17 protein-coding genes are annotated in these 17,713 nt (G+C 65.4%); 2 read left to right on the forward strand and 15 right to left on the reverse strand.

Features of this window, described 5'->3' with window-relative positions; translation table 11 throughout:
• Positions 1–14: 14 nt before the first annotated feature.
• The 7 genes from hflX to dusB all read right to left on the reverse strand — a co-directional run bounded on the left by hflX (position 15) and on the right by dusB (position 9,238).
• Positions 15–1,337 (reverse strand): GTPase HflX, encoded by a 1,323-nt coding sequence (hflX, locus tag ACEVQ6_RS10985; RefSeq protein ID WP_374889198.1) that lies wholly within the window; start codon positions 1,335–1,337, stop codon positions 15–17.
• Positions 1,338–1,399: 62 nt separating this feature from the next.
• Complete coding sequence (gene hfq / locus ACEVQ6_RS10990; protein ID WP_374889019.1) at positions 1,400–1,642, reverse strand: RNA chaperone Hfq; 243 nt, start codon at positions 1,640–1,642, stop codon at positions 1,400–1,402.
• Between the two features lie 203 nt (positions 1,643–1,845).
• Positions 1,846–3,210 carry a nitrogen assimilation response regulator NtrX gene (gene ntrX, locus ACEVQ6_RS10995; RefSeq protein WP_374889020.1) on the reverse strand — a complete coding sequence of 455 codons (1,365 nt, stop codon included), beginning with the start codon at positions 3,208–3,210 and terminating at the stop codon, positions 1,846–1,848.
• A gap of 3 nt (positions 3,211–3,213) precedes the next feature.
• Complete coding sequence (locus ACEVQ6_RS11000) at positions 3,214–5,472, reverse strand: sensor histidine kinase NtrY-like (RefSeq protein WP_374889021.1); 2,259 nt, start codon at positions 5,470–5,472, stop codon at positions 3,214–3,216.
• A gap of 144 nt (positions 5,473–5,616) precedes the next feature.
• On the reverse strand, positions 5,617–7,071 hold the full coding sequence (gene ntrC, locus ACEVQ6_RS11005; protein ID WP_374889022.1) for a nitrogen regulation protein NR(I): 1,455 nt from the start codon (positions 7,069–7,071) through the stop codon (positions 5,617–5,619).
• Positions 7,072–7,076: 5 nt separating this feature from the next.
• Entirely contained in the window at positions 7,077–8,207 is a 1,131-nt protein-coding gene (locus tag ACEVQ6_RS11010; RefSeq protein ID WP_374889199.1) for a two-component system sensor histidine kinase NtrB, read from the reverse strand.
• Between the two features lie 5 nt (positions 8,208–8,212).
• Complete coding sequence (gene dusB / locus ACEVQ6_RS11015) at positions 8,213–9,238, reverse strand: tRNA dihydrouridine synthase DusB (protein WP_374889200.1); 1,026 nt, start codon at positions 9,236–9,238, stop codon at positions 8,213–8,215.
• Positions 9,239–9,388: 150 nt separating this feature from the next.
• Here dusB and ACEVQ6_RS11020 point away from each other — a divergent pair, with 150 nt between their 5' ends.
• The gene (locus ACEVQ6_RS11020; protein ID WP_374889023.1) at positions 9,389–10,603 is read left to right on the forward strand and encodes a bifunctional 2-C-methyl-D-erythritol 4-phosphate cytidylyltransferase/2-C-methyl-D-erythritol 2,4-cyclodiphosphate synthase; all 1,215 of its coding nucleotides are present in this window, start codon (positions 9,389–9,391) and stop codon (positions 10,601–10,603) included.
• Complete coding sequence (locus ACEVQ6_RS11025; RefSeq protein WP_374889024.1) at positions 10,600–11,106, forward strand: CinA family protein; 507 nt, start codon at positions 10,600–10,602, stop codon at positions 11,104–11,106. The genes ACEVQ6_RS11020 and ACEVQ6_RS11025 overlap by 4 nt, the downstream gene beginning before the upstream one ends.
• Here ACEVQ6_RS11025 and ACEVQ6_RS11030 read toward each other — a convergent pair.
• The 8 genes from ACEVQ6_RS11030 to ACEVQ6_RS11065 form a co-directional block, all read right to left on the reverse strand.
• On the reverse strand, positions 11,094–11,543 hold the full coding sequence (locus ACEVQ6_RS11030) for a type II toxin-antitoxin system RatA family toxin (RefSeq protein WP_374889025.1): 450 nt from the start codon (positions 11,541–11,543) through the stop codon (positions 11,094–11,096). The two genes, ACEVQ6_RS11025 and ACEVQ6_RS11030, sit on opposite strands and share 13 nt — an antisense overlap.
• A 9-nt stretch (positions 11,544–11,552) precedes the next feature.
• A complete protein-coding gene (locus ACEVQ6_RS11035) occupies positions 11,553–12,146 on the reverse strand; it encodes an AAA family ATPase (protein WP_374889026.1) in 594 nt (197 codons plus the stop codon).
• 77 nt (positions 12,147–12,223) lie between these two features.
• Positions 12,224–13,210 carry a lipoyl synthase gene (lipA, locus tag ACEVQ6_RS11040; RefSeq protein ID WP_374889027.1) on the reverse strand — a complete coding sequence of 329 codons (987 nt, stop codon included), beginning with the start codon at positions 13,208–13,210 and terminating at the stop codon, positions 12,224–12,226.
• A gap of 139 nt (positions 13,211–13,349) precedes the next feature.
• Positions 13,350–13,604, reverse strand: a complete 255-nt coding sequence (locus ACEVQ6_RS11045) for a GlsB/YeaQ/YmgE family stress response membrane protein (RefSeq protein ID WP_374889028.1) — start codon at positions 13,602–13,604, stop codon at positions 13,350–13,352.
• Positions 13,605–13,672: 68 nt separating this feature from the next.
• A complete protein-coding gene (lpdA, locus tag ACEVQ6_RS11050; RefSeq protein WP_374889029.1) occupies positions 13,673–15,118 on the reverse strand; it encodes a dihydrolipoyl dehydrogenase in 1,446 nt (481 codons plus the stop codon).
• A gap of 50 nt (positions 15,119–15,168) precedes the next feature.
• A complete protein-coding gene (locus ACEVQ6_RS11055; protein WP_374889030.1) occupies positions 15,169–15,807 on the reverse strand; it encodes an SGNH/GDSL hydrolase family protein in 639 nt (212 codons plus the stop codon).
• Positions 15,808–15,815: 8 nt separating this feature from the next.
• Positions 15,816–16,346, reverse strand: a complete 531-nt coding sequence (locus ACEVQ6_RS11060; protein WP_374889031.1) for a hypothetical protein — start codon at positions 16,344–16,346, stop codon at positions 15,816–15,818.
• A 14-nt stretch (positions 16,347–16,360) separates the two neighbouring features.
• The gene (locus tag ACEVQ6_RS11065) at positions 16,361–17,698 is read right to left on the reverse strand and encodes a pyruvate dehydrogenase complex dihydrolipoamide acetyltransferase (protein WP_374889032.1); all 1,338 of its coding nucleotides are present in this window, start codon (positions 17,696–17,698) and stop codon (positions 16,361–16,363) included.
• Positions 17,699–17,713: the final 15 nt, after the last annotated feature.

The following is a 17,713-nucleotide window of genomic DNA, read 5'->3' on the forward strand; positions in this document are numbered from 1 at the left end:
TCGCGTCGACCCGCCTATCGCTCCCAGTCCTCCGGCGCCGGCTTGTCCACGAGGCCGAGCTTGCGGTCGAGTTCGATCAACTGCTGTTCGGAAAGCCGCAGGTCGAGGCTGACGGAGCCGTCCTCGTTGTCGTCGCGATGGTCGACGATGGCGTTCGAATAGATCCAGGAGAGATGCTGCATCGCCTCCGGCGCGAGCCGCACCGTGGTCTGCGTCAGCACGCCCGACATCCGCCGGCCGACCTCGTCCATCAGCGTCTCGATCCCCTCGCCGCTGATGGCGGAGACGGCGATCGTGTTGCCGCTCGCGTCTGCCTTTTCCATCAGCGCATCATGCTGTTCCGGCTCCAGCCGGTCGATCTTGTTCCAGACCTCGATCATCCGCTCGCCGCGCGCCTTCTCGTCGATGCCGAGATCGGCGAGGATGCGGGTGACGTCGGTCGCCTGGGCGATGTTGTCGGGATCCGAAAGGTCGCGCACATGCAGGATCAGGTCGGCCTCCAGCACCTCCTCGAGCGTGGCGCGGAAGGCCGCGACGAGATGGGTCGGCAGGTCCGAGATGAATCCGACGGTGTCCGAGAGGATCACCGTGCGCCCGTGCGGCAGCTTCATTCGGCGCAGCGTCGGGTCGAGCGTGGCAAAGAGCATGTCTTCGGCCAGCACACCTGCCCCGGTCATCCGGTTGAACAGCGTCGACTTGCCGGCATTGGTATAGCCGACCAGCGCCACGATCGGGTGCGGCACCTTGCGGCGCTTGGCGCGGTGAAGCTGGCGCGTCCGGCGCACCTGCTCAAGTTCGCGCTCGAGCCGGACGATCCTGTCCTGCAGGAGCCTCCGGTCGGCCTCGATCTGGGTTTCGCCCGGGCCGCCCATGAAGCCGGCGCCGCCGCGCTGGCGTTCGAGGTGGGTCCAGCTGCGCACCAGCCGGCCCTTCTGGTAATTGAGATGGGCAAGCTCGACCTGCAGCGTGCCTTCCTTGGTCGAAGCGCGCCGCCCGAAGATCTCGAGGATCAGTCCGGTGCGGTCGATGACCTTGGCGTTCCATTCCTTCTCGAGGTTGCGCTGCTGTACCGGCGTCAGCGGATGGTCGACGATGACGAGGCCGCAATCGCCCTCGACCAGCGCGTGGCCGATCTCCTCGATCTTGCCGGAGCCGATAAGCGTGCCGGGCTTCGGCTGGGCAACGGGGACGATCGCGCCGTAGACGACCTCGAGATCGATCGCGCGCGCAAGGCCGACCGCCTCTTCCAGCCGGCTCTCGTCGGACCGCAGCGTCACCGTCTCCGCCGCCTTCCGTCCAGACGGCTTCACCACCGGGACGATGACCGCGGCGCGCATGTCGTCGCGCTTGCGTTCCAGTTCAGGAATGATGGAGGCTAGCGTCTTCTGCGATGCCTTGCTCACGAAGCGCTGTCTTCAGCCTCGAACATCTGCAGCGGCTGCCCGGGCATGATGGTCGAAATGGCATGCTTGTAGACGAGCTGCGAATGGCCGTCACGGCGCAGAAGCACGCAGAAGTTGTCGAAAGATGTCACGACGCCCGTCAGCTTGACGCCGTTGATGAGGAAGATCGTGAGGGAAATTTTCTGCTTGCGGACCGTGTTGAGAAAGAGATCCTGCAAGTTCTGAGAACGTTCCGCCATGGCGCCGCTTCTTTCTTATTGAAGCCGGCCTGGAACGACCGGTTGTTCATGTCAAAAAATCCGGCGCATCCAGCCGTCCCCGAGCGCCGGACTCTTGGGTATCAAATCGTCAAGTTTTCCGCAATGTCGAAAACGGACATCGATGGCATGCGATAGAAATCGCGGAGTTGCGGCAAAGGGCGGATTCCCGGCCTGAGCACCGGTTACACGCCGAGCGACTTCAGCTTCCGGTGCAGCGCGGAACGCTCCATGCCGACGAATTCGGCGGTGCGGGAGATGTTGCCGCCGAAACGGTTGATCTGCGCGATCAGATAGTCGCGCTCGAACATTTCCCGCGCCTCGCGCAGCGGCAGCGTCATGATGTGCTGGTGGCCCTCGGAAGAAATTTTCGGCAGGGTGTCGCCGACCTCCGCCGGCAGCATGTCGGCGCTGATCGGTGTCTCCGGCCCGTCGCTGCGCGCGAGAATCATCAGCCGCTCGATATTGTTGCGCAACTGCCGGATGTTGCCCGGCCAGTCATGCGCCTGCAGCACGGCGAGCGCGTCGTCGCCGATCTTGCGGCCGCGGATGCCGGCCTGCTCGCTGATCTGCCGCATGAACATGTCGACGAGGAACGGGATGTCCTCGCGCCGCTCGGCGAGCGCCGGCACGCGGATCGGGATCACGGCGAGGCGATGGTAGAGGTCCTCGCGGAAGGCCCCTTCCGCGATGTGGCTTTCGAGGTTGTAGGCCGTCGACGAGATGATGCGCACGTCGACCTTGACCCGCTTCGAGCCTCCGACGCGCTCGAACTGCTGGTCGACGAGCACGCGCAGGATCTTGTTCTGCGTCTCGCGCGGCATTTCGCCGACCTCGTCGAGATAGAGGATGCCGCCATGGGCCTCCTCCAGCGCGCCGGTGCGACGCGGCTGCCCGGACGTCCCTTCCGTGCCGAAGAGGGCGATCTCCATGCGCTCGGGCGTGATCGCCGCGGCGTTGAGCGCCACGAAGGGTCCGCCGGCGCGCGACGACTTGCGGTGGATCATCCGCGCCACCAGTTCCTTGCCGGAACCGGACGGCCCGTGGATCATCACGCGGCTGTTGGTCGGGGCCACCTTTTCGATGTTCTGGCGAAGCTGCGACACGGCGACCGAGGTGCCGATCAGTTCGACCGGGTCGCCGGAGCGCTTCTTCAGCTCCGTCACCTCGCGCTTCAGCTTGGAGTTTTCCAGCGCCCGCTCGGCGATCAGGATCAGCCGGTCGGCCTTGAACGGCTTCTCGATGAAATCATAGGCGCCACGGCGGATTGCAGAGACCGCCGTCTCGATGTTGCCGTGGCCGGAGATCATCACGACCGGCAGGTCCGGATGGCGGCTCTTGATCTCGTCGAGAAGCGCAAGCCCGTCGAGGCGGCTTCCCTGCATCCAGATGTCGAGGAAGACGAGGCGCGGCAGCCGGTCGCCGATCGCGACCAGGGCGCTGTCGCTGTCGAAGGCCGTGCGCGTCTCGTAGCCTTCGTCCGACAGGATGCCGGACACGATGTCGCGAATGTCTTCCTCGTCGTCGACAACCAGAATGTCAGCAGCCATGGGTCATGTCCTGTCCTGTTTTTCGCTTTCGGCGGTGGGAGCGCCGCCAGACGGCAGTATCACGCGGATCATCGCGCCGCGGCCGGCGTCGAAATCCGCCGGGGCATCGTGCAGCTCGAGCTGCCCGCCGTGATCCTCGACGATCTTCTTGACGATGGCGAGGCCGAGGCCCGTCCCCTTCTCCCGCATCGTCATGTAGGGTTCGAGGATGCGGTGCCGGTTCTCGGTCGGCAGGCCCTTGCCGTTGTCGATGATGTCGACGGTGATCAGACCCGTCGCCTCGTCGAGCCGCGAGCGCACCATCACCTTGTGTTCGTCGCGACCCGCATCGGCCGGCAGCGCCTCGATCGCCTCGACGGCGTTCTTGACGATGTTGCCGAAGGCCTGGCCGAGCATCCGCCCGTCGAACATGCCTTCGAGCGGCTCGTCACCGAAGTCGCGGATGAAGGCGATGTGATTGTTGCCCATCTCGCGCAGGAACACCGCGTCCTTCAGGATCGCGCGGAGATCCGCCTTCTCCTTCGCCGGTTTCGGCATGCGCGCGAAGGACGAGAACTCGTCGACCATGCGGCCGATGTCCTCGACCTGGCGGACGATCGTGTCGGTGCACTGGTCGAAGACGGTTCGGTCGTCCGGATTGATCTGCTTGCCGTAGCGACGCTTCAGCCGCTCGGCCGAAAGCTGGATCGGCGTCAGCGGGTTCTTGATCTCGTGGGCGATGCGTCTGGCCACGTCGGCCCAGGCGGTCGAACGCTGGGCGATGACGAGATCGGTGATGTCGTCGATCGTGACCACATGGGATTCCTTGGCGTCGCGCGATTCCTCGCGCGTCACCTGCACGTTCAGCGTCCGCTCCTTGCCGCCGCGCATGATGTTGATCTGGCGGTGGTGGTCCGAGCGGTGGCGTGTTGCAGCCTCCGTCAACACCGCGTCGATCTCCGGCGCGAGCTCGCCGAGCGGCTGGCCGATCACCTTGTCGGCAGAAAGCCCGAGCAGGTCCTCGGAGGACGGGTTGATGATCGTGATGCGCCGATCCTCGCCGACGCCGATCACGGCCGCGGTGACGCCCGACAGCACCGCCTCGATGAAGTGGCGCCGCTGGTCCATCTCGTCCTTGGCATGGATGATCTCGTCGCGCTGCGTGCGGATCTCGGCGATCATCTTGTTGAAGGTGCGCGACAGGCTGCCGACGTCGCCATCGACGGCGCGCACCGGGACGACGACGCTCAGATTGCCGGTGGCGACGCTGTCGGCCGCGCCGATCAGCAGGCGGATCGGCCGCACGATCCGGTCGGCAACCGCGATCGCGGCCCAGATCGCCGCCAGCAGCACGATCAGCGCGAAGCCGAGATAGAGGACGCCGAAGGCAAGCTGCAGCGACATGCGGCTAGCCTGGAGCGACCGGTATTCGGCGGCATTCTCCTCCATCAGCCGCATCGAATCCATCACGCCGGCATCGACGGTGCGCACCGTGTAGAGATAGGCGCCCTCGATGGCGTTCAGCGGAATGACCGCGCCGACGAGGTTGGTGATGCCGGGCGGGATCAGCGTCGGCTGGCCGGCAACGGTGCGCTCGAGCGCGTCGCGCGGGATGGCCGGCAGCGGCATCTCCGTCGGGATGTTCGCCTGGATGATCGCCGAGCCGTCGGCGCGCACGAGAAAGGCGCCGAGCATGCCGCGTCCCCGCGCCTGCCGGGTCATCAGTTCGATGAAGCCGGTGCGGTCGAGGCTGTAGATCTGGCGGTTGCGGTCGAGGTCGTTCGCCATCGAGGCCGTCTGGCCCTGGAGGTAGCTGGCGTTCTCGAGCACATAGGCCTTGGCGACGCTGAGCGAGGAATTGACAATCGACTGCGTGCGCAGCGAAAACCACCGGTCGAGGCCGACGTCGAGCGTGATCGAGGCGAAGATCGCGACGAGGATCGCCGGCGTGATTGCCACAATCGAGAACAGGGCGACGATGCGCACATGCAGCCGGGCCGCGGCCCGCCCGCGCGATCGCGCCCGCATCAGGCGGACGATCTCGCGGGTGATCAGGTAGATCAGGCCGATGACGAAGACAGCGTTGACCGAGGCGAGCGTGAAGACGATGTTGGTCTCGGGGCGGATCGGCGTCAGGCCGAGCAGGACCACAAGCGACACGGTGGCGCAGATCAGCGCGCCGATCGCGAGAATGAGGCCGGGCAAGGCGAAGGAGGCGCGGCGATCATGAGCGCCCGCCTGTCCGTCCTCGCCCGACATCGCCACGGCCATGCCATCCGCCATCTGATCGCAACCCTTCTGCGGCCCGTTGCCGGACCGGCCACCGCGCGCCGGAGTGCACCGTTCAGACCGGTGAATCGCCTCTATGCCCCGCACCTGTTCGAAGCAAGGGAATGTGGCGAAAATGCAACTATTGTTGCAACGAAGTCACGCGGACCGCGAGCTGCGATAGACGGAAACGCCGAGTTCGCGGATCTTCTTGCGCAAGGTGTTGCGGTTGAGGCCGAGGAGGTCGGCGGCCTTGATCTGGTTGCCGCGCGTCGCCGTCAGGGCGGCGAGGATCAGCGGATACTCCATTTCGGCAAGCACCCGGTCGTAAAGGCCGGACGGCGGCAGGGAATCGCCGAAACCCGCGAAATACTGGCGCATGTTCTCCTCGACCGCCTGGGAGATCGTCAGCGCGCCCGAGCGCGAGGAGACTTTCTCGATCGGGCTGTCGGGGATGTCGGAGCGCAACTCGCTCTCGATGATCTCCCGGGTGATGACGTCCTGCGGATAGAGGGCGGTGAGCCGGCGCACCAGGTTTTCCAGCTCGCGGACATTGCCCGGCCAGGGATGCGCCTTCATCAGCTCCAGCGCCTCCTGGTCGAAGCGCTTGGCGTCGAGCCCTTCCTTTTCCGCCTGCTGGACGAAATGACGGACGAGGTCAGGAATGTCCTCGGCCCGGTCCCGCAGCGGCGGCAGACGCAAGGGGACGACGTTCAGGCGATAGTAGAGGTCTTCGCGGAAAAGCCCCTGATTGATCGACTGTTTCAGGTCCTTGTTGGTGGCGGCGACGATGCGGACGTCCGAGCGGATCGGCGTGCGGCCGCCCACAGTCGTATATTCGCCCTGCTGCAGCACGCGCAGGAGCCGGGTCTGCGCATCCATCGGCATGTCGCCGATCTCGTCGAGGAAGAGCGTCCCGCCCTCGGCCTGTTCGAAGCGGCCGGTCGAGCGGTTCTGCGCGCCGGTGAAGGCGCCCTTCTCGTGGCCGAAGAGTTCCGATTCGATGAGGTCGCGCGGGATCGCCGCCATATTGATCGCGACGAAGGGACCGTTGCGGCGCTTGCCGTAGTCGTGCAGCGCCCGGGCGACCAGCTCCTTGCCCGTTCCCGATTCGCCGGTGATCATCAGTGTCAGGTCGGTCTGCATCAGCCGCGCCAGCACGCGGTAGATTTCCTGCATGGCGGCGGAGCGGCCGACAAGCGGCATGCCGTCCTGGCTGTCGTCCTCCATCGGCACCGGCCGGCGCTTCGGCTCCGACAGCGCCCGGCCGATGATGGCGATCAGCTCCGTCAGGTCGAAGGGTTTCGGCAGATAGTCATAGGCGCCCTTCTCCGACGCCTTGATCGCCGTCATGAAGGTGTTCTGCGCGCTCATCACCAGGACCGGCAGTTCGGGCCGCGCCTTCTTGATGCGCGGCAAGAGGTCGAAAGCGTTCTCGTCGGGCATGACGACGTCGGTGACGACGAGGTCGCCGTCGCCGGCCGCGATCCAGCGCCAGAGCGTCGCGGCATTGGAGGTGATGCGGACATCGTAGCCGGCGCGGCTCAGCGCCTGGTTCAGCACCGTGCGAATGGCCGCATCGTCGTCGGCTACGAGGATCGTGGCGCCGGTCATCTCGGTTATCCTTTTGTCGTCGGGAGGTCGCCGTCCTCCACCGCCTTGCCCTTGGAGGCCGGAAGCAGGACGCGGAACGTGGTGCGGTGGCTCTGGCTGTCGCATTCGACGATGCCGCCATGGCCGCCGATGATCTTGGCAACCAGAGCGAGGCCGAGGCCGGAACCGTTCGTCTTGGTGGTGATGAAGGGATCGAAGAGATGCGGCAGGAGATCCGAGGGAACGCCCGGGCCGTTGTCGTGCACGCAGAATTCCAGCGGCAGCGAGATCTTCTCGCGCGTTCCGGCGACCGAGAGGCGGATGCCGGGGCGATAGGCCGTCGTCAGCTGGATCTCGCCGTCCGGCTTGTCGCCGATCGCCTCGGCTGCGTTTTTCACGAGGTTGAGGAAGACCTGCACCAGCTGGTCACGGTTGGCGAAGACCGGCGGCAGCGAGGGATCGTAATTCTCGGTGATGCGGATCTTGCGGGCGAAGCCCGCCTTGGCGATCGCCTTCACATGGTCGAGCACCGAATGGATGTTGAGCGGTACCCGGTCGACAGGCCGCTCGTCGGAGAACACCTCCATCCGGTCGACGAGCGAGACGATCCGGTCCGTCTCGTCGCAGATCAGCCGTGTCAGCGCCCGGTCCTCGTCGCCGACCGCCGTTTCGAGAAGCTGGGCTGCGCCGCGAATGCCCGAAAGCGGATTCTTGATCTCGTGCGCCAGCATCGAGGCAAGGCCGGTCACCGAGCGGGCGGCGGCGCGGTGGGTCAGCTGGCGGTCGATCTTGTCGGCCATCGAGCGTTCCTGGAAGACGATGACGACGCTGCCGGGCTCCGAGATCACCGGCGCGACATAGAGGTCGACCAGCTTGTCGGCGCCGAGCCGCGGCGAGGACAGGTCGACCCGGTACTCGTTGACCGGCGCGCGGCGCTCGCGCACCTGCTCGATCAGCGTCAGCAGCGGACTGCCGAAGGGGATGAAGGCGCTGATCGTGTGGCGCGCCAGATAGTTGGCGCTGACGCCGAAGAATGATTCCGCTTCCCAGTTGGCAAAGGCGACCAGTCCGTTCTCCTTGACGAGGATCACCGGATTCTGGATGGCGTTCAGCACCGCCATCGGCAGCGCCGCCTTCTTGTCCTCGTCCCTGACCATCCTGCTCACGCCGCCTCCGCCGGTTGTCCGAAATCCGCGCCGTCGGCGATCGCCGCCGTCACGCGCCGCAGCACCGTCGCCGGATCGGTCGAGGTCATGATCGCGGCCTTCTCGGCGGCCGCGAGCATCGGCGCGAAGCGTTGCATGTACCAGCCGAGGTGCTTTCTGGCATGACGGAGGCCGGCCTCGATGCCATAGAAGGACAGCATCGCCTCGTAGTGCTCGGCGACGAGGCGCGCCATGGCGGCGCGGCCGGGCACCGTTGCGGCGCCCGCGAGCCAGGCGGCATGCCATGGACGTCCCTGGCAGGCACGCCCGACCATCACCGCATCCGCACCGGAACGGGCGAGGATCTCCTCGGCATCCGCGCGGCTGTCGACATCGCCATTGGCGACGAGCGGCACGGACACCGCCTCTCGCACCGCGCGGATCGCATCCCAGTCCGCCCTGCCGGTATAGAACTGCATGCGGGTGCGGCCATGCACCGTGATCATCGCCACCCCGGCCGCCTCGGCGCGGCGCGCGATCTCGGGCGCGTTGATCGACTGCGCGTCCCAGCCGAGGCGCATCTTCACCGTGACCGGAACGGAGACAGCCTTGACCGTCGCCTCGATCAGCGACAGCGCGTGGTCCGGCTCGCGCATCAGCGCCGATCCCGAGTAGCCGCCCGTCACCTTCTTCGCCGGGCAGCCCATGTTGATGTCGATGATGTCGGCGCCGTTGTCGGCGGCAATCCGGGCGGCCTGCGCCATCCAGCACGCTTCCCGCCCGGCCAGTTGCACGATATGAGGACGGATGCCGCTGTTTTTCAGGCGTGCCCAGGATTCGCTCGCATGGCCCGCGAGTTCACGGCTCGCCACCATTTCCGTGACGACGAAGCCGGCGCCGAAACGCCAGGCAAGCGCGCGGAACGGCAGGTCCGTCACTCCGGACATCGGCGCGAGCGCCACCCGGTTGCGGATCTCGATATGGCCAACCCGGAACGACGATGCTAAACCCTGTCTTTGCAAATGCTTATCTTTCGGGCATATCGAATGTCTGCACTATTTTTAGACATCAATTTCTGGCTTGCCAAGTGATTTTAGCAAAGCTGGATAAAAATTCCGCAGCAACTGGCCATGCCTCTTTCTTCACGCTAGAGGTCGGTCGCGAACGATTTCGTCAGGGAACCCGGAGCGCCGATGCAGCAAGATGACGACATCTCCTGCGCCGTGGTGGTCGTGGCCGCCGGCCGGGGCGAGCGGGCGGGCGCGCCGGAGGAAGGGCCGAAACAGTATCGCCGCATCGGCGGGCGGCCCGTCATCTCCCATACGCTCGACGTCTTCGCCCGCTGGCCGCACACGCGCGACCTCGTCGTCGTCATCCATCCCGACGACGAGGCGCTTCTTTCGTCGGCGATCGCCGAGATGCGGCACGCGGCCGCCGTCCGCTTCGTCCATGGCGGGCCGACGCGCCAGGCCTCGGTGCTGGCCGGGCTCGAGGCTCTTCGCGACGCCCCGCCGCGCTATGTGATGATCCAGGATGCCGTGCGCCCCTTCATCGACCACGAACTGCTGGAGCGCACCCGCCTCGCCTTCCGCATGGGTGCCACCGGCGTGCTTCCGGCGGTGGCCGTCGCCGACACGCTGAAGCGCAGCAACAGCCTGTCGATGGTGACGGAAACCGTGTCGCGCGCGGGCCTGTTCGCCGCGCAGACGCCGCAATCCTTCACCTATGACGCGATCGTCGAGGCCCACCGGCGCGCGCGCGATTCGGGCGCGCGCGATTTCACCGACGATGCCTCGATCGCCGAATGGGCGGGGCTGCCGGTGCTCCTGATCGAAGGGCTCGCCGACAATGTCAAGCTGACGCTCAGAGGAGACCTCGTCATGGCCGACGAACGGCTGAAAGCCTCCGCCCTTCCCGACGTGCGCACCGGCAACGGCTATGACGTGCATGTCCTCGTCGACGGCGAGGGCGTGACGCTCTGCGGCGTGTTCATTGCCCACGACCAGGCGCTGCAGGGCCATTCCGATGCCGACGTCGCGCTGCACGCGCTGACCGACGCGCTGCTCGCGACCTGCGGCGCCGGCGATATCGGCGACCATTTCCCCCCGTCCGATCCGCAATGGCGCGGCGCGGCGTCGACGATCTTCCTCGACCATGCGGCGAAGATCGTGCGCGAACGCGGCGGCACGATCATGAATGCCGACGTGACGCTGATCGCCGAGGCGCCGAAGATCGGCCCGCACCGCCAGGCCATGCGCGAAAACCTTGCCGCCTGCCTCGACATCACGCTCGACCGCTGTTCGGTCAAGGCGACGACCAACGAGAAGATCGGCTTCGTCGGCCGCCGCGAGGGGATCGCCGCCATCGCCACAGCGACGGTCGTCTATCCGGCGAGGACCGTCCGGTGAGCCCGTTTCCGCCCGATATCCTCGCCCGCGCCAAGGCGCTCGTCGCGCTTTGCGCAGAGCGCAAACTGCTGGTCGCGACGGCCGAATCCTGCACCGGCGGCTTGATCGCCGCAGCGCTGACCGAGGTCACCGGTTCCTCCGCCGTGGTCGACCGCGGCTTCGTGACCTATTCGAACGCGGCGAAGATGGAACTGATCGGGGTCGAGGCGGCGACGCTTGACGCGTTCGGCGCGGTGTCGCGGCAGACGGCGGTCGAGATGGTGTCCGGCGCGCTCTGCCGCTCCTCGGCCGATATCGCTGTCTCCGTCACCGGCATCGCCGGGCCTGGCGGAGGAAGCGCGCAGAAGCCGGTCGGGCTCGTGCATCTGGCGGCAAGGCGGCGCGGCGGCGCGGTGATCCATCGGGAAATGCGCTATGGCGACATCGGCCGGGCGGAGGTACGCCTCGCGACGCTTGGCACCGCCCTCGATCTCCTCTCCGAGGCTGCGCTTCAGGAGGTGTAGATCCGGTCGGCGCGCGCTTCGAAGGCCTCGGAGAACATGCGGAAGGCGCGGTCGAACATCGATCCCATCAGCGCGCCGAGGATGCGGCTCTTGAACTCGTAGTCGATGAAGAAATGGACCTCGGAGGTCGTCTCGCCCAAGGGCGAAAACCGCCAGCGATTGTCGAGGTAGCGGAACGGCCCGTCGATATATTTGACGTCGATCGCCCGCTCCGGCCGGTTGATCAGCACCTGCGTGGTGAAGGTTTCCCGTATCGCCTTGTAGCCAACGGTCATCTCGGCGATCAGCAGCGCCTTGTCGTCACGCTCCTTGCGCGAGCGAACGGTCAGGCCCTCGCAAAGCGGCAGGAATTCGGGATAGCGCTCGACATCGGCGACGAGGTCGAACATCTGCTCGGCGGTGTGGTTGACGCTGCGGCGTGTCTCGAACTGGGGCATGGAACGCAGTTAATGACGCTGCCCGAGAAGGACAAGAAGATTGTCGCCCTCCGCGTAGGATTTCAGCGGGATGACGGGAATATCGGGACGATGTGCCGCAATCATGGCCAGGATCTCCGGCACCTCGACGGCATCGAAATTCCAGATGTAGCGCAGGAATTCAAGGTCGATCTTCTCCGTGCATCCGTCCGCCATTTCCGGCCGTGACCGTCCGCGATAGCGCCACCAGCGCCTGAGAACGCCTGACAGCGCGACGCGGCGCGGCGGACAACGGAAAATGATGAGATCTGCCCGGGCGAGACGGACGGGCAGGCTCCCCGGGCTGTTGCCATCCATGATCCAGCGTGGCTCAGCCGCCGCATCGGCGATGAGCCGGCCGATCTCCGGTCGCGGCCGCAGGCGCCAGCCCGGACGCCAGAAGAAATCCCGATCCATCGACAGGTAGCGCAGGTCGAGAGACCGCGCGAGTGCCTGCGCCAGCGTGCTCTTGCCCGTCCCGGCATTGCCGATCACGAGCATGCGTTCAGCTTTCGCAAGGTGCGCGATGGCGTCTTTTTCGTCCACGAGGTTGAGATCCGACAACAATTGCGTCGGCACGATCACGTCCCCTTCCGGTCAAAGAGAAAAAAGCGGGCCACGGCGCCTGCCATGACCCGCCCGTTGGCGTCTGTGGGATACGTCTATTCGGCAGCGGCAACCAGCAGCTTCCGGTCCCGCGCGGCCTTCAGCCGGGCAAAATCGTCGCCGGCATGGTGCGAGGAGCGCGTCAGCGGGCTCGACGACACCATCAGGAAGCCCTTGGTATAGGCGACGGTCTCGTAGGACTTGAACTCGTCCGGCGTGACGAAGCGCTCGACCTTGTGGTGCTTGCGGGTCGGCTGCAGGTACTGGCCGATCGTCAGGAAGTCGACATCGGCTGTGCGCAGGTCGTCCATGAGCTGGAGCACCTCGTTGCGCTCCTCGCCGAGGCCGACCATGATGCCGGACTTGGTGAACATCGACGGATCGATCTCCTTCACCCGCTGCAGGAGCCGGACGGAATGGAAATAGCGCGCGCCCGGGCGCACCGTCAGGTAATTGCCGGGTACCGTCTCCATGTTGTGGTTGAAGACATCCGGCTTTGCGGCGACAACACGCTCGAGCGCGCCGGGCTTTTTCAGGAAGTCCGGCGTCAGGATCTCGATCGTTGTCAGCGGCGAGGCGGCGCGGATCGCCCGGATCACCTTCTCGAAATGCTCGGCACCGCCGTCGTCAAGATCGTCGCGGTCGACCGAGGTGATCACGACGTGGGAGAGGCCCATCTCCTTCACGGCCCGGCCGACGCTCTCCGGTTCGTCCGGATCGAGCGCGTTCGGCCTGCCGGTCGCGACGTTGCAGAAGGCGCAGGCGCGGGTACAGATCTCGCCCATGATCATGAAGGTCGCGTGCTTCTTGTCCCAGCACTCGCCGATGTTCGGGCAGCCCGCCTCCTCGCAGACGGTGACGAGCTTGTTGGTCTTCACGATCGAACGGGTTTCGAGATAGCCCTTCGACATCGGCGCCTTGACGCGGATCCAGTCGGGCTTCGGCAGCACCTCGGTGTCGGGCCTGTGCGCCTTTTCCGGATGGCGGACGCGCTTTTCGCCCTCTTGGGCCGGAGACGCGGTACGGTCGAGAATGGTCACCATGTCGAAACAGTCCTGTCGCGATGCCGCGCTCTCATGGCGGCCTTCGACCTATATAGACGGTCCGACGACAAATGTCAGGCCGCCCACGGCAGAGCGGCCCGTCAAATTCGCAGGTTTTGTAAAAAATTTTCACACTTCCCTATCGCCGGACGGCCCTGCCGATGGCGATTAGGATGCAGGCGCCGATGAAGCCGACGATCAGGTAGACGATCAGGCCCGTACCGGTATAGATCCCGGCGACGCTGAGGACGAAGTTCAGCGCGGCCGCGCCGATGATGCCGAGGATGATGTTCATGAACAGCCCCATGTTGCTGTTCATGAACTTTTCCGCCAGCCAGCCGGCCAGACCGCCGACGACGATGGCACCGATGAGGCCCACACCGTTCAGATCCATGGAAATCTCCTTTGGGTTCAATTTCAACGCTTTCACAACGCGATGAACCCAGAAATGTTCCAGAGCCGTCAGGCATTCAGCGCCCGGCCATAGGCGTCGAGCACGCTTTCCTTCAGCGTTTCGGAGATGGTCGGATGCGGGAAGATCGTGTGCATCAGTTCCTCCTCCGTCGTCTCGAGGTTCATGGCGACGACAAAACCCTGGATCAGCTCCGTGACCTCGGCGCCGACCAGATGGGCGCCGATGAGTTCGCCGGTCTTCCTGTCGAAAATCGTCTTCACCAGGCCCTGGTCCTCGCCGAGCGCGATCGCCTTGCCGTTGGCGACGAAGGGGAAACGGCCGACACGAATGTCGCGGCCCTGCTCCTTCGCCTTCGCTTCCGTGAGACCAACGGAGGCGACCTGCGGATGGCAGTAGGTGCAGCCGGGGATCTTCGCCTTGTCCATCGGATGGACATTCGGCAGGCCGGCGATCTTTTCGACGCAGATGACCGCCTCATGCTCCGCCTTGTGCGCCAGCATCGGCGGGCCTGCGACGTCGCCGATCGCATAGATGCCAGGAACGCTGGTGCGGCCGTAGCCGTCGATCTGGATGAAGCCGCGATCCGTCTTCACGCCGACCGCCTCGAGCCCGATGTTCTCGACATTGGCCTGCACGCCGACGGCCGAGATCATCCGGTCGGCGGTGATCGTCACAGTCGAGCCGTCCTTCTTCTCGACGGTCGCGGTGATGGAATTGGCGCCCTTCTCCACCTTGGCGACCTTGGCCTCGAGATGGATCTTCATGCCCTGCTTCTCGAACTGCTTCTTCGCCAGCGCGGAGATCTCCGCATCCTCGACCGGCATGACCTGGCCCATCACCTCGACGACGGTCACGTCGACGCCCATGGTGCGGTAGAAGGAGGCGAATTCGATGCCGATCGCGCCCGAGCCCATGACCAGCAGCGACTTCGGCATCTCCTCCGGCTTCATCGCCTCGAAATAGGTCCAGATCAGCTTGCCGTCCGGCTCGATGCCGGGCAGCGCGCGCGGCCGGGCGCCGGTGGCGAGGATGATGTGCTTGGCCGTGTAGGTGCCCTCGCCGAGCGTGTTCTTCGGCTGCGGCGCCTGCGGCTGCACCGCCGGCTTGGAGGATTTGCCGACGACGATCTCGCCGGGCTTGGTCAGCTTCGCCTCGCCCCAGATGATGTCGACCTTGTTCTTCTTCATGAGAAACCCGACGCCGCCGTTCATGCGGGTGGCGATGCCGCGCGAACGGGCGACGATCGCCTTCAGGTCCGGCGTCACCGCCCCCTCGATCCTGATGCCGTAATCGCCCGGATGCTGGGCATAGTGCAGGATCTCGGCCGAACGCAGCAGCGCCTTGGTCGGGATGCAGCCCCAGTTGGAGCAGATGCCGGCGAGGTGCTCGCGCTCGACGATCGCCGTCTTCAGCCCGAGCTGGGCGGCGCGGATCGCGGCGATATAGCCGCCGGGGCCGGAGCCGATCACGATGAGGTCGTAGGTCTGAGCCATCTGGTGTTCCTGCCTTTGTCAGATGCGGCCGTTGCCGCTTATGGTCGTCGTCACAGTCCGAGCATCATGCGGACCACGGGTTCGAGGCCACGTCCGATCGCCCGCGTATTCTCCGCGTCGAGATGGACGCCGTCGAGCGGCGTCGTTTTTGCCACCGACCCCGCATCGAAGAAGCCGCACTCCTCCTCGTCGGCGAGATCAGCATAGAGCGAGGCCAGCATCGCCGATTGCTCGACGCCGCCGGAAAACATCGCGGCGAACTGGCTGTTCGCCGTTTCGCAAAGCGGCGGCGGTGACACGATGAGGATGTCGGGAATGTCGTAGTCGAACGGCCAGACATGGTGACGCACTAGCCGGATCAGCCGCGCCATGCCCTGCGCCGAATCGGAGGCGCGGCCCGCAACGACCGGCTTCATGTCGTTGGCGCCGAGCAGGAGGATGACGAGATCGAGCGGCGCGTGGGTCTGGAGGAGCGTCGGCAGGGTGCGCGCGCCATTGCGGTCGCAATCGGCGAGGTGGTCGTCGAAGGCGGTGGTCCGACCGTTCAGCCCCTCGGCGATGACGTTGACGCCGGACCCAAGCGCAGCTTGGAGCACCGAGGGCCATCGATCCTCATAGGCATGCCGCCCGAGCGTTTCGGCGCTGTAGCCCCAGGTGAGGCTGTCGCCATAGCAGAGGATGGATTTCATCGGCGACCTCATCCAGAGTTACGAACGAATGGCCATGGCAGCTTTTCAATTTCCACGGATGGCCAGATTTCACCATGCCCCACATCCGATAACGCCGAAAGGACAAGCCATCGACTAACGAGCACGGTCAGGATGCAGGGTACACCGCAGAAAGCGCCGACGACGATCGCTTCGATCAGAAAGGCATCGTCGCCTTTGATGTAAGACGTCGCGACCACCAAAGCGACAAAGGCACCAAGAATCAAGATGACGAGCAACGAATGCCCGATACCAAGCACCCGGTTTCTTGCCTTGCAAAACTGCGCAATGAACGAGGCCAAACCCGCTGCGACCGCGACAGGAAAGACATTGAAGCCAATAGCGCTGAACATCTGCCCGTCTGATATGAACTGATCCATTCCGACTAAAGCGAAGACAAACAGTCCAAGCCAAAATGCGATAATGCCAGCGACCCCTGAAAAAAACGTCGCAAAAAGCGACACACCCAATGCCTGGAGCACTCGACCAGCCAAGGGTGCCGCTTTTTGCTCTTCGCTCATCGCCTTGAGATGCCTCAGACCAGCATCGCCATCGGGTTCTCGATGTAACGCTTGAACGCGCCGAGCAATTCGGCACCCAAGGCACCATCCACGGCACGGTGGTCGGTCGAGAGCGTCACTGTCATCACCGTGGCGATCACCATCTGCTTGTTCCTGACGACCACGCGCTCCTCGCCCGCGCCGACCGCGAGGATCGTCGCATGCGGCGGGTTGACGACGGCGGCGAAGTCCTTAACGCCCATCATGCCCATGTTGGAGACCGCCGTCGTGCCGCCCTGGTATTCCTCGGGCTTCAGCTTGCGGTCCTTGGCGCGCTTGCCGAGATCCTTCATCTCGTTGGAGATCGCCGACAGGCTCTTCGTCTCGGCCGCGCGGATGATCGGCGTGATCAGGCCGCCGGGGATCGACACGGCGACGCCGACATCGGCGTGCTTGTGCTTGACCATGTTGGTCTCGGTCCAGGAGACATTGGCATCCGGCACGTCGCGGAGAGCCAAAGCGAGCGCCTTGATCACCATGTCGTTGACCGAGAGCTTGTAGGCCGGCTTGCCGTCCCGCTCCGGCGCGGCCGCGTTGATCTGGGCGCGCAGCGCCAGCAGCGCGTCGAGCTCGCAATCGACCGAGACGTAGAAATGCGGGATGGTCTGCTTCGATTCCTGCAGCCGCTTGGCGATCGTCTTGCGCATGCTGTCATGCGGAACGAGGTCGTAGGAGCCCGCGGCGAAGTTCTTCAGCACCGCCTCGTCGGACATGCCCTTCGGCGCCGGCGCCGGGGCGCTCGCAGCCGCAGGTGCCGCTGCCGGCGCGGCGGGCTTCGGCGTGCCGCCGCTGACCGCCGCCTTCTCGATATCGCTCTTGACGACGCGGCCATGCGGACCGGAGCCGCTGATCGCGGTCAGGTCCAGGCCGGCTTCCTTCGCGAGCCTGCGGGCGAGCGGCGAGGCGAAGATTCGGTTGCCGTCGGCGGAAACCGGGGCCGGGGTCGAGGCGGCCGGCGCCGTGTCGGCGACCGGCTTGGCGGCCTCCTTCGACGGCTCGGCCACCTTCGGCGCGTCGGCGGCAGCGGGTGCGGCCTTCTCCCCGCCGGAGACGGCGGCCGAGACATCCTCGCCGTCGGCGGCGAGCACGGCGATCAGCGCATTGACCTTGACGCCCTCGGTGCCGGCCGGGACGACGAGCTTCGCCACGACGCCCTCATCGACAGCCTCGACTTCCATCGTCGCCTTGTCGGTCTCGATCTCGGCGATGACGTCGCCCGACTTGACCGTATCGCCTTCCTTGACCAGCCACTTGGAGAGGTTGCCCTCCTCCATCGTCGGCGAGAGGGCGGGCATGGTGATGTTGATCGGCATGGTTGCTGCCCTCCC

The organism is Ensifer soli (genome assembly GCF_041928815.1).
GTDB lineage: Bacteria > Pseudomonadota > Alphaproteobacteria > Rhizobiales > Rhizobiaceae > JBHFEI01.

Bases quoted from the DNA above. Each gene is read 5' to 3' on its own strand.
- ACEVQ6_RS11000 (WP_374889021.1), bottom strand. From the start codon at position 5,472: ATGGCGGATGGCATGGCCGTGGCGATGTCGGGCGAGGACGGACAGGCG.
- ACEVQ6_RS11020 (WP_374889023.1), top strand. From the start codon at position 9,389: ATGCAGCAAGATGACGACATCTCCTGCGCCGTGGTGGTCGTGGCCGCC.
- ntrX (WP_374889020.1), bottom strand. From the start codon at position 3,210: ATGGCTGCTGACATTCTGGTTGTCGACGACGAGGAAGACATTCGCGAC.
- ACEVQ6_RS11055 (WP_374889030.1), bottom strand. From the start codon at position 15,807: ATGAAATCCATCCTCTGCTATGGCGACAGCCTCACCTGGGGCTACAGC.
- hflX (WP_374889198.1), bottom strand. From the start codon at position 1,337: ATGCGCGCCGCGGTCATCGTCCCGGTGGTGAAGCCGTCTGGACGGAAG.
- ACEVQ6_RS11030 (WP_374889025.1), bottom strand. From the start codon at position 11,543: ATGCCCCAGTTCGAGACACGCCGCAGCGTCAACCACACCGCCGAGCAG.
- ACEVQ6_RS11045 (WP_374889028.1), bottom strand. From the start codon at position 13,604: ATGGATCTGAACGGTGTGGGCCTCATCGGTGCCATCGTCGTCGGCGGT.
- ACEVQ6_RS11060 (WP_374889031.1), bottom strand. From the start codon at position 16,346: ATGAGCGAAGAGCAAAAAGCGGCACCCTTGGCTGGTCGAGTGCTCCAG.
- lipA (WP_374889027.1), bottom strand. From the start codon at position 13,210: ATGGTGACCATTCTCGACCGTACCGCGTCTCCGGCCCAAGAGGGCGAA.
- hfq (WP_374889019.1), bottom strand. From the start codon at position 1,642: ATGGCGGAACGTTCTCAGAACTTGCAGGATCTCTTTCTCAACACGGTC.
- lpdA (WP_374889029.1), bottom strand. From the start codon at position 15,118: ATGGCTCAGACCTACGACCTCATCGTGATCGGCTCCGGCCCCGGCGGC.
- ACEVQ6_RS11065 (WP_374889032.1), bottom strand. From the start codon at position 17,698: ATGCCGATCAACATCACCATGCCCGCCCTCTCGCCGACGATGGAGGAG.
- ntrC (WP_374889022.1), bottom strand. From the start codon at position 7,071: ATGACCGGCGCCACGATCCTCGTAGCCGACGACGATGCGGCCATTCGC.
- ACEVQ6_RS11010 (WP_374889199.1), bottom strand. From the start codon at position 8,207: ATGGTCAGGGACGAGGACAAGAAGGCGGCGCTGCCGATGGCGGTGCTG.